Origin of the sequence: Staphylococcus sp. GDY8P120P (assembly GCF_017892065.1) — a bacterium.
In the GTDB taxonomy this organism is placed as follows: Bacteria; Bacillota; Bacilli; order Staphylococcales; family Staphylococcaceae; genus Staphylococcus; species Staphylococcus nepalensis.
In genome coordinates, this window is the sequence record NZ_JAESKI010000020.1 from 21,679 (window position 1) to 32,415 (window position 10,737).

The following is a 10,737-nucleotide window of genomic DNA, read 5'->3' on the forward strand; positions in this document are numbered from 1 at the left end:
TTACAAATAAAGAGAAAAAGAGGTGCAAATTATGTCACAAACAGATACTCAAGACAAAAAGGGTATAGGCCGTAAAGTTCAAGCTTTTGGTTCATTTTTAAGTAGTATGATTATGCCAAATATTGGTGCATTTATCGCATGGGGCTTTATCGCTGCAATCTTTATTGATGGCGGTTGGTGGCCAAATAAAGATTTAAGTGAATTAGCTGGCCCGATGATCACTTATTTAATACCTCTATTAATTGCCTATAGTGGTGGGCGTTTAATTCACGAAATGCGTGGCGGTATTATCGCAGCTGTAGCAACAATGGGTGTGATTGTAGCATTACCTGATACGCCGATGTTACTTGGCGCAATGATTATGGGCCCACTCGTTGGTTGGTTAATGAAGAAAACAGATGAATTTATTCAACCAAGAACCCCACAAGGTTTTGAAATGTTATTCAATAACTTTTCAGCTGGTATTTTAGGCTTCATTATGACAATCGTTGGTTTTAAAGTACTAGCACCAATCATGGAATTTATCATGCACATTTTATCAGTAGCTGTTGAAGCGTTAGTACATGCGCATCTACTTCCATTAGTAAGTATTATCGTAGAACCTGCAAAAATCGTTTTCTTAAATAATGCAATTAACCATGGTGTATTCACACCACTTGGTGCAGACCAAGCAGCTTCTGCAGGCCAATCTATTTTATATACAATTGAATCAAATCCTGGCCCTGGTTTAGGTGTATTAGTTGCTTATATGATATTTGGTAAAGGAACAGCCAAAGCAACTTCATATGGCGCAGGTATTATTCATTTCTTAGGTGGTATTCATGAAATTTACTTCCCTTATGTATTAATGAGACCATTGTTATTTATCGCTGTAATCTTAGGTGGTATGACTGGTGTAGCAACTTATTCATTAGTAGACTTTGGGTTCAAGAGTCCAGCATCTCCAGGCTCATTTATAGTTTACATGCTCAATGCCCCTAAAGGTGAATTCTTACACATGATTATTGGTGTAGCGCTTGCTGCGATTGTTTCATTTATAGTTTCATCTATCATATTGAAATTCACAAAAGAAACTGAAGATATAGAAACAGCAACAGAGAAAATGGAAGCATCAAAAGGTAAAAAATCAAGTGTATCTTCTAAGTTAACAGGGAATAATGAAGAAAGCACAACTGCCACTACAAGCACTACAGAAAATGACGAAGCCCAATCAGAAGATGATTTACTAGATAATTATGATACTGAAAATGTAGATGCACATGATTATAGTAAAGTAAACCACGTTATCTTTGCTTGTGATGCAGGTATGGGATCTAGTGCGATGGGTGCAAGTATGTTACGTAATAAATTTAAAAAAGCTGGTGTACAAGATGTAGATGTTACTAACACTGCTATTAATCAATTACCTAGCGACGCCCAACTTGTCATTACTCAGAAAAAATTAACTGACAGAGCGATTAAACAAGTTCCAAGCGCAATTCATATTTCAGTTGAAAATTTCTTAAATTCACCGAGATATGATGAATTATTAGAAAACCTAAAAAAAGAAGATAACTAATTACTCACTATAAGAAATTGTACTGGAGGGTATGGCTATGTTTTTGAGTACGCGTGAAAAAGAAATTATCGAAATGTTAATTAAGTATCACGGTCAATATGTCACGATTTATGACATTGCTCAACATTTAGCTGTATCCTCTCGTACTATTCATAGAGAATTAAAATCTATAGAATTATTTTTGGAACACTTCAACATTACTTTAGAGCGTGTCACTAAAAAAGGATTACAATTATCGAGTAATCAACAAGCTATTCGAGCATTAAAAAAAGAATTACTTCAACAAAATACGATCGACCTATCACAAGAAGAACAAAAAGTAATTATTTTGTACGCACTCATTCAGGCCAAAGAACCAATCAAGCAATATGGCTTGGCTCAAGAAATTGGTGTTTCCACTCAAACTTTAGCTAAATTACTAGACGAATTAGATACAGAACTAGCACAATATCAATTATCACTACAGAAAAAACGTGGTGAAGGGATTCACCTATATGGCGCTGAATCTAAAAAAAGAGAACTGTTAAGTCAATTAATGGTCAATAACTTAAATAGTACGAGTGTCTACTCGGTAATTGAAAATCACTTCGTGTATCAATCGATTAATCAATCACAATTACCAATGGTTGATATCGATAAAATTTTCCAAGTAGAACGAATTCTAATGGACCATTTAGGCCAACTACCCTATTCTTTAACAGAATCTAGTTATTTAACACTGACTGTACACATCGTACTTAGTATTGATCGAATGCTTAAGGGAGAATATGTAGCTTTAAATGAAGATATCTATAACAGCGTCAAAGATACCTTTGAGCATCAAATTGCATCAGCTTTAGCATTACACCTGGAACACATATACGGTGTTGCGTTCAATCAGGCAGAAATAACTTTTATCACAATTCATTTACGTGGCGCTAAACGTAAAGAATCTACTGAAGTATTTAAAAACCAAAAAGACCAAGATCTAATTGAACAACTCATTCAACATGTATCAAACGTATCTCAGCAAACATTTAAAGATTGGAAAACATTAAGTGAAGGTTTGAAATTGCATATCATACCTGCAATCAACCGTCTAAATGCCAACATTGAAACATACAATCCTTTAACAGATATGATTAAACACAAATACCCAAGACTATTTGAAAGTGTTCATCAAGGCTTACTTAAAACTTGGCCAAACTTTAAATTTCCAGATAGTGAAATTGCATTTATCGTCTTGCATTTTGGTGGTGCAATTCAAAAGCAAGCAACACCATTTTATAAGGTGCTTGTCGTTTGCAGTAGCGGTATCGGTACAAGTCGTTTACTCGCTACACGATTACAACAGACTTTTAGTGAAATTCAACAAACAGTCCAAGCATCTGTTGGTGAGCTGAATTCAATCGATTTTGACCAATATGACGCTATTATTTCAACAGTTAATTTAGATACTAAATCACCCTATTTAACAGTTAATCCATTATTACCAGACGCAGATATAAATCATGTAGCTGCTTTTCTAAATACGCAACAATATAATAAATCTCAAATGCAAATGGTTGACGACACAAATACAACTATTTCAAATCCTGAGTATCAATTGAATTATATTCGTAAAGGTTTAGAAGTAATAGATTCTGTTTATATAGATTATACAAATATTACAAATTGGATTACTTATTTAACAAACCAATTATTAAAACATCAAATTATTGATGATGAACAGTCATTCGCTGATCTTATTAAGCAACGAATGGAGGTACAGAGTTTTGTTTTAGATCCCTATCCCATAGCAATGCCACATATTAAAAGTGATTTAATACAAAAACCATTTATTTTAATTACCATCTTAGAGAAACCTCTGTCGCTTAATAATAATCAAAATGATAGTATTTCTGTAACATATTTATTAAATATGTTTATCCCCCCAGATGATACCATGGCACAACTTGTCAGTGATTTATCTGGTAAAATGGCAGAATATCTTGATGATATTGATCATTTTATGGAAAAGCCTGAACAATTATTAGTGTTTTTAAAACAAAGTTATTTGAAACAACTACAAAATCAATTAAACATGGAGTGAATAATATGAGCGAATTATTTAGCAATGACAATATTTTTATTAACCAAACGGTAGAAGATCAAAATGAAGCAATTGAAAAAGCAGGGCAAGCATTAGTTTCAACTGGTGCTGTCACAGAAGATTATATTCAAGCAATGAAAGATCGCGAACAAGTTGTTACTACTTTTATGGGTAATGGCTTAGCAATCCCACATGGTACAGATGAAGCAAAAACAAGTGTACTAAAATCTGGTTTAACTTTAATCCAAATTCCTGAGGGTGTAGATTGGGATGGAGAAGAAGTTAAAGTCGTTGTTGGTATTGCAGGTAAAGATGGGGAACACTTAGACTTATTATCTAAAATTGCGATTACATTTAGCGAAGAAGAAAACGTAGAACGTATCATTAACGCGTCTTCAGCAGAGGAGATCAAACAAGTATTTGAGGAGGCTGACGCATAATGAAAGCATTACATTTTGGTGCTGGTAACATTGGCCGAGGCTTTATAGGTTATATTTTAGCTGATAATGATATTAAAGTTACATTTGCAGATGTTAATGCTGAAATTATCGATGCTTTAGATGCTAAACATGAATATGACGTTATCCTAGCAGATCAAGCACATACAACGACTCGCGTGCATAATGTGGACGCCATCAATTCAGGACAACCTTCTGAAAGTTTAAAACAAGCAGTATTAGAAGCGGATTTAATTACTACTGCAGTAGGCGTCAATGTTTTACCTATTATTGCCAAAACATTTGCGCCCTATTTAAAAGAAAAAGAAACCCCAGTAAACATTGTTGCTTGTGAAAATGCAATTATGGCAACGAATACTTTAAAAGATGCGATATTAGATATCACTGGCCCTTTAGGTGATCACATCCATTTTGCAAACTCAGCAGTTGATAGAATTGTTCCTCTACAAACCAATGAGCACATTTTAGATGTGGTAGTTGAACCTTTCTACGAATGGGTCGTAGAAAAAGATGCATGGTTTGGTCCCGAATTAAATCATATAAAATATGTTGAGAACTTAACGCCATACATTGAAAGAAAGTTATTAACAGTAAACACAGGGCATGCTTTCTTAGCTTACGCTGGTAGATTTTTTGGCCAACCAACCATTTTAGATGCAGTGAAAGATGCTCATATTAAACATGATTTAGAACGCGTACTTGAAGAAACAAGCCAATATATTACAAATCAATTTGATTTTACAGTGGCAGAACAAGCACAATATGTTGAGAAAATCATCGAGCGTTTCAAAAACCCTAATCTTTCAGATGAAATAACACGTGTAGGACGTGGAACAATCCGTAAAATTGGACCACAAGATAGAATTGTTAAACCATTAAATTACTTATATCAGAATAATTTAAAACATGACGCTTTAGTTAAAGCTGCTGCGTTACTTCTAAAATACGATGATACAAATGACCAAGAAACAGTAGAAAAAAATGACTATATTAAAGAACATGGCATCGAAGCATTCTTAAAAGATTATGCTAAAATTGATGACCAATTAGTTTCTGAAATCGTTAAAGCTTACAATGTACTGTAATAATATAATAATACAACGTAAGTATCGAGATGGACCTAAACACCCTATTTAAAGTAAGAGGGTAAAACATAAATATCTAGTCTCAAAATAAGAGAGCTAATCCGTAATGGGTTTAGCTCTCTTTTAATTTTAAAATCATAACTGAAATTAAACAAGATAGCGATACAAATTGTGCAGGAGTTATTAAAAAATATATTTGTCTAATCTAATCATATAGCTTAATAGATGAAGCACAAGATGTCGTTGTTCCTAAAATTAAAGTTACATCCAAATACTATTTGTATAGCTTATAAATCATTTTCAATAGTAAAAAACTGCCAACACAGTTACTCATACAAAAATTTGTAACTGCGTTGACAGCATCATGTTATTTAATAATTATCTTATTCATTTAAACCCATTTTTTCTTTTACTACATCAGCAATCGTTTGCGCATAACGTTGTGCGTCTTCGTCAGTTGCTGCTTCAACCATGACTCTTACTAATGGCTCTGTTCCTGAAGGTCTAACTAATATACGCCCTTCTCCATTCATGTCTACTTCAACTCTTGTCATGACTTCTTGGACATCTATATTTTCTTCTACGCGGTATTTGTCTGTAACACGAACGTTAACCAAGGATTGTGGATATTTTTTCATTTGTTTTGCAAGTTGACTTAGACGCTTACCAGTCATTTTAATAATACTTGCTAACTGAACGCCTGTTAATAAACCATCACCAGTCGTATTGTAGTCCATTAATACAATATGGCCAGATTGTTCTCCACCTAAGTTATAATCTCCCCTACGCATTTCTTCAACAACGTATCGGTCTCCAACTTTTGTTTTATTAGATTGAATACCTTCATTTTCGAGAGCCTTATAGAAACCTAAATTACTCATAACTGTTGATACAATCATATTATTGTTTAATTCTTGGTTTTTACTCATCGCTTGGCCAATAATAAACATGATTTGGTCGCCATCAACAACATCACCGTTTTCATCAATAGCAATCAATCTGTCACCATCACCATCAAACGCTAAACCAAAATCACATTCTTCTTCAACGACTTTTTGTGCTAATGTTTCTGGGTGCGTGGAACCAACATCGTCATTTATGTTATATCCATTGGGGTTACAACCTACAGTTACAGTATCAGCCTCTAAATCCCCAAATAAAAATGGTGCTAATGATGACGTAGAACCATGTGCGCCATCTAGAGCGATTTTCATACCATCTAAGTTAACATCAATAGTTGATTTTAAATAACTTATATACTTCTGTGCGCCTTCGAAGTAATCAGAATAATGTACAATGTCTTCGCCTACAGGGCGAGGTAAATCTGGATTTTCTTGATCTAATAATTGTTCAATTTCTTCTTCTTGATCATCAGATAACTTAAAACCATCTGACCCAAAAAACTTGATACCATTATCTGGTACAGGGTTATGAGAAGCAGATATCATGACACCTAATTCAGCTTCCATTTCTCTAGTTAAATATGCTACACCTGGTGTTGATATGACGCCTAAACGCATGACTTCCGCACCAATAGAAATCAGCCCAGCAATCAATGCAGATTCAAGCATTTCACCAGAAACACGAGTATCCCTACCAACTAGTACTTTGGGATGTTTTTCACCTTCATTATGTGCTAGCACGTATCCACCGAAACGTCCTAATTTAAAGGCAAGTTCGGGCGTTAATTCTTTATTTGCAACGCCCCTTACGCCATCTGTACCAAAATATTTTGCCATGATTTATATCTCCTTTATTAAAAAATCTATTTAATAGTAATTTTTGCTGTCGTTTCTTTCGGATTCACCTTTGAAACATCTTCTGGTAAGTTAAAATTAACATTCCTGTCTGTTGACTCTGTAACGCCATCTAAATCCACTTCAGCAGTTATTTCATCAATGCCTTGAATGTCATTTCTATTACCAAATATTTCAACTTCATCATCATCTAATTTAATATCATCTAAATCTTTACCATTAGGTAAAGCACCTACAGCTTTCGTTTTAACTTTAACATTTTTGCTATAGTCTTCTACTTTGACACTTAAATTAACTTCATTTGGTTGTATCAACACGTTAATCTTATTAAGTTTTCTGTCAAAAGCTGTGATACGTGCAATATCTGTAGTATCTTGAGTGATTTTATCTTTATCTTTAAACGTAGCTTTTAAATATGCAATTTTATCAATTTGCTTACGACCACCAGTCACTTTAACTGTTTCAGGTGACACACTTTGATCACTTACTTTATAGTTAGGATCTAAATCATTGCTGCTAACATCAGGTTCTACTTTGAGCTTTTTAGTCACTTTTTCTTCAAGACTTACTGCTGCTTCTTTCGGCTTAACAGTATAATCAATATCTTCATTTAAACCATTTACTTGAAATTGTGTAGTATGTTTTCCAGCTTTTTTATTACCTAAATCGAGCACAGCTTTAACATTATCACTATTTTCAGCTTTTAGAACTTGAGACTGTGGCCCAGATATTTCTACATCCACTTTGCTAGGTACATCGCTAGCATATAATGATTTGCTATCATACTTAACTTGAACTGGGACATCTTGCAATGTTTCAGTCGACTTTTGTCCTAATTGATCTGCGTTGAAGATATTACCAAACATATTGTTTACTGATAAGAAAAACACAAGTGCTAATACAAAAGCAATTAGTCTTAATCCCCATTTACTTTCTAACATTTTAATTCACACCTTTCTTTTGAAAGTGTGTGCCAAACCAATGTTCAGCTAATAATTCTTCAAATGCTTCATTAGAAATGTCTTTTCTTAATTTTCCATCAAATGTGACAGAAATAGATCCTGTTTCTTCAGAAACTACCACTGTAAATGCGTCTGAAACTTCAGAAATACCTACTGCAGCCCTATGTCTAGTACCTAAACTTTTAGCGATTTTAGCACTATCAGATAATGGTAAATAACTTGCAGCACTTGCGATTTTATTTTCTTGGACAATCATCGCACCGTCATGTAAAGGCGTATTAGGTATAAACACATTGGTTAATAATTCTTGAGAAATGTCAGAATTCATAGGGATCCCTGTTTCTATATAATCTTGTAATCCTGTTTCTTTTTCAAAGACTATTAACGCGCCTATACGGCGTTTAGCCATATACTGTACTGCTTTTGAAACTGACGAAATAAGTTTATCTTCATCACTATTTAAACTCGTTGAATAACGTTTAAATAAACTGCCTCTGCCAAGCTGTTCCAAAGCACGTCTGATTTCAGGTTGGAATATAACGATTAAAGCTAATACACCCCATTGTATCACTAAATCAAACAAACGAGATGTAGCTGTTAAATTTAACATTTTACTCACTTGTTGGCCGATTACAATTACGACAATACCTTTAAGTAATTGAATCGCTTTTGTACCTTTAAAAACTGTGATGAGAAGATAAAGTACATACCATACTATGAGTAAGTCGAGTACGCCTGCAATTATTTTGACCGTACTCCAATCATCAAAAAAGTTGGATAAATCCATAACATCTCCTCCGGTTATCTGTTCCCATGTTATATATTATACCAATCATAACGTCAACTGTCATATTAAGTATAAAATTTTGAAATAAAAATTAATGTTTTATTAAAAGCAAAAAGCGAGACAGAAATCATATTTAAAATGACTTTGCTGTCCCGCCGCGTAAGAGCGCTTAGAAAAAGTAGTATTTTACGTTTTTAGAAGATATGATCTCTATCTTGAACTTAGTTGTAGTTTCTACAATAATGTTTCACCAAAGAAACTACCTACTAAGCATACAGCTTGCTTCGCCGTATCATTATTATGATCAATAAGTGGATTAACCTCTACTAAATCCATAGAAGTAATACATTTAGAATTATGTAATAATTCTAATGCAAAATGACTCTCTCTGTACGTTAACCCACCAAGCACTCTAGTACCAGTACCTGGCGTTTCCACAGGATCTAGCGCATCTACGTCAAGTGACAAATGGATGCCATCTGTTTTAGTTTGTAAATACTCAATCGTGTCTTCAATCACTTGTTTAATACCAAAACGATCAACTTCAGCCATTGTATATGTTTTAATATCATGTTCTTTTATGTAACGTCTTTCTCCTTCGTCTAAATCTCTCATGCCGATAAGCACAATGTTTTCAGGTTTAATTTTTGGTGAATAATTTGAGATATTAACCAAACGCTCATCACCTTCGCCTGCAAGTACACGTAATGGCATACCGTGAATATTTCCTGACGGCGACTCTTCAGGGATGTTTAGGTCACCATGTGCGTCATACCATATAATACCTAGGTTTTCGTAGTGCTTACTAACGCCTGATATAGAACCAATAGCGATTGAGTGATCTCCGCCTAAAATAAGTGGAAAATGATTATTTTCAATACTGTTAGAAACTGCATCACTCAACGTGTTTGATGTTTCTATAATTTCTTCTAAATTACGTAATCCTTTTTGCTCTGAATTAAATTTTTCCAAATCGATTTTAGGTACCGTAATATTACCAGAATCTTTCACATTTAGCCCTATTGCTTTAATACGTTCCTCAATACCTGCATATCGAATTACATCTGGACCAAGGTTAACTCCTAATTTTCTTTGACCATATGTGGATGGCGCCCCAATAATTTCTACTGTTTTATTCATTTTTAAAACCCCTTTGTTGTCATATGTTTCTAGAATAATCTAAAGAATTCAACATTTCAAGGATTGCTAAAACAGCATTTTTTCTTCGATTGGCCATTCTTACATATAAAATCAATAAAGTGGTTTATCATTCAACATAAACCCTTTTACTATCGATTTCATTATTTTATTAGTCAATAAAATGTATAAATAAATATGCAAATTTTATTTGTATGCTTTACGCTATTTCTAACTAACACTGAGAATATAGCATTCACTTTCTCTTTGATGATATGTTTATATATTAAAAAATAGTTAAAAAGAAATCATATTTTTCTAAAATGAGTTCGTTGTTATAATATATAACAAAAAAGCACTTCTCTTTTGAGAAGTGCTTCATAGTGAGCCATAGTGGGCTCGAACCACTGACCCTCTGATTAAAAGTCAGATGCTCTACCAACTGAGCTAATGGCTCTAATGGCTGGGCTAGCTGGATTCGAACCAGCGCGTGACGGAGTCAAAGTCCGTTGCCTTACCGCTTGGCTATAGCCCATAAATGGTGGAGGGGGGCAGATTCGAACTGCCGAACCCGAAGGAGCGGATTTACAGTCCGCCGCGTTTAGCCACTTCGCTACCCCTCCGTACTATTAAATTAACGATGGTGGAGGATGACGGGTTCGAACCGCCGACCCTCTGCTTGTAAGGCAGATGCTCTCCCAGCTGAGCTAATCCTCCAATATGTAATAAATGACCCCGACGGGACTCGAACCCGTGTTACCGCCGTGAAAGGGCGGTGTCTTAACCGCTTGACCACGGGGCCATATGGCTCCACAGGTAGGACTCGAACCTACGACCGATCGGTTAACAGCCGATAGCTCTACCACTGAGCTACTGTGGAATAATGATATATTGCCTGGCAACGTCCTACTCTTGCGGAACG

Annotated in this window: 8 protein-coding genes and 6 tRNA genes; 4 read left to right on the plus strand and 10 right to left on the minus strand. The window is 34.7% G+C overall.

All coding sequences use genetic code 11. From position 1 onward, the window contains the following. Positions 1 to 31: 31 nt before the first annotated feature. From KA900_RS11405 to KA900_RS11420, 4 genes are read left to right on the plus strand one after another with little or no spacing between them, the layout of a single operon-like run. Positions 32 to 1,558, plus strand: a complete 1,527-nt coding sequence (locus tag KA900_RS11405) for a PTS mannitol transporter subunit IIBC (protein ID WP_103373039.1) — start codon at positions 32 to 34, stop codon at positions 1,556 to 1,558. A 37-nt stretch (positions 1,559 to 1,595) separates the two neighbouring features. Next, a complete protein-coding gene (locus tag KA900_RS11410; protein ID WP_096808737.1) occupies positions 1,596 to 3,629 on the plus strand; it encodes a BglG family transcription antiterminator in 2,034 nt (677 codons plus the stop codon). Between the two features lie 5 nt (positions 3,630 to 3,634). Continuing rightward, positions 3,635 to 4,069 carry a PTS mannitol transporter subunit IIA gene (locus KA900_RS11415; protein ID WP_096808736.1) on the plus strand — a complete coding sequence of 145 codons (435 nt, stop codon included), beginning with the start codon at positions 3,635 to 3,637 and terminating at the stop codon, positions 4,067 to 4,069. Then, positions 4,069 to 5,172, plus strand: a complete 1,104-nt coding sequence (locus tag KA900_RS11420) for a mannitol-1-phosphate 5-dehydrogenase (RefSeq protein WP_207573038.1) — start codon at positions 4,069 to 4,071, stop codon at positions 5,170 to 5,172. The genes KA900_RS11415 and KA900_RS11420 overlap by 1 nt, the downstream gene beginning before the upstream one ends. Before the next feature lie 383 nt (positions 5,173 to 5,555). Here KA900_RS11420 and glmM read toward each other — a convergent pair whose 3' ends face one another. The 10 genes from glmM to KA900_RS11470 form a co-directional block, all read right to left on the minus strand. Further along, positions 5,556 to 6,911 (minus strand): phosphoglucosamine mutase, encoded by a 1,356-nt coding sequence (gene glmM, locus KA900_RS11425; RefSeq protein ID WP_103373151.1) that lies wholly within the window; start codon positions 6,909 to 6,911, stop codon positions 5,556 to 5,558. 26 nt (positions 6,912 to 6,937) lie between these two features. Then, positions 6,938 to 7,870, minus strand: a complete 933-nt coding sequence (locus tag KA900_RS11430; RefSeq protein WP_096808733.1) for a CdaR family protein — start codon at positions 7,868 to 7,870, stop codon at positions 6,938 to 6,940. 1 nt (position 7,871) lies between these two features. Continuing rightward, positions 7,872 to 8,678, minus strand: a complete 807-nt coding sequence (gene cdaA, locus KA900_RS11435; protein ID WP_096808732.1) for a diadenylate cyclase CdaA — start codon at positions 8,676 to 8,678, stop codon at positions 7,872 to 7,874. Between the two features lie 234 nt (positions 8,679 to 8,912). Continuing rightward, entirely contained in the window at positions 8,913 to 9,818 is a 906-nt protein-coding gene (gene rocF / locus KA900_RS11440) for an arginase (protein WP_096808731.1), read from the minus strand. Positions 9,819 to 10,199: 381 nt separating this feature from the next. Continuing rightward, positions 10,200 to 10,272 (minus strand) — tRNA-Lys (locus KA900_RS11445). Positions 10,273 to 10,275: 3 nt separating this feature from the next. Next, positions 10,276 to 10,350: transfer RNA gene (locus tag KA900_RS11450), tRNA-Gln, on the minus strand. A gap of 4 nt (positions 10,351 to 10,354) precedes the next feature. Next, positions 10,355 to 10,438 (minus strand) — tRNA-Tyr (locus tag KA900_RS11455). 18 nt (positions 10,439 to 10,456) lie between these two features. Then, positions 10,457 to 10,532 (minus strand) — tRNA-Val (locus KA900_RS11460). Between the two features lie 13 nt (positions 10,533 to 10,545). Beyond that, positions 10,546 to 10,617: transfer RNA gene (locus KA900_RS11465), tRNA-Glu, on the minus strand. A 3-nt stretch (positions 10,618 to 10,620) separates the two neighbouring features. Beyond that, positions 10,621 to 10,695, minus strand: a tRNA-Asn gene (locus tag KA900_RS11470). Positions 10,696 to 10,737 lie beyond the last annotated feature (42 nt).

Coding starts and splice junctions, on each gene's coding strand:
- KA900_RS11405 (WP_103373039.1), top strand. CDS start 32: ATGTCACAAACAGATACTCAAGACAAAAAGGGTATAGGCCGTAAAGTT.
- KA900_RS11410 (WP_096808737.1), top strand. CDS start 1,596: ATGTTTTTGAGTACGCGTGAAAAAGAAATTATCGAAATGTTAATTAAG.
- KA900_RS11415 (WP_096808736.1), top strand. CDS start 3,635: ATGAGCGAATTATTTAGCAATGACAATATTTTTATTAACCAAACGGTA.
- KA900_RS11420 (WP_207573038.1), top strand. CDS start 4,069: ATGAAAGCATTACATTTTGGTGCTGGTAACATTGGCCGAGGCTTTATA.
- glmM (WP_103373151.1), bottom strand. CDS start 6,911: ATGGCAAAATATTTTGGTACAGATGGCGTAAGGGGCGTTGCAAATAAA.
- KA900_RS11430 (WP_096808733.1), bottom strand. CDS start 7,870: ATGTTAGAAAGTAAATGGGGATTAAGACTAATTGCTTTTGTATTAGCA.
- cdaA (WP_096808732.1), bottom strand. CDS start 8,678: ATGGATTTATCCAACTTTTTTGATGATTGGAGTACGGTCAAAATAATT.
- rocF (WP_096808731.1), bottom strand. CDS start 9,818: ATGAATAAAACAGTAGAAATTATTGGGGCGCCATCCACATATGGTCAA.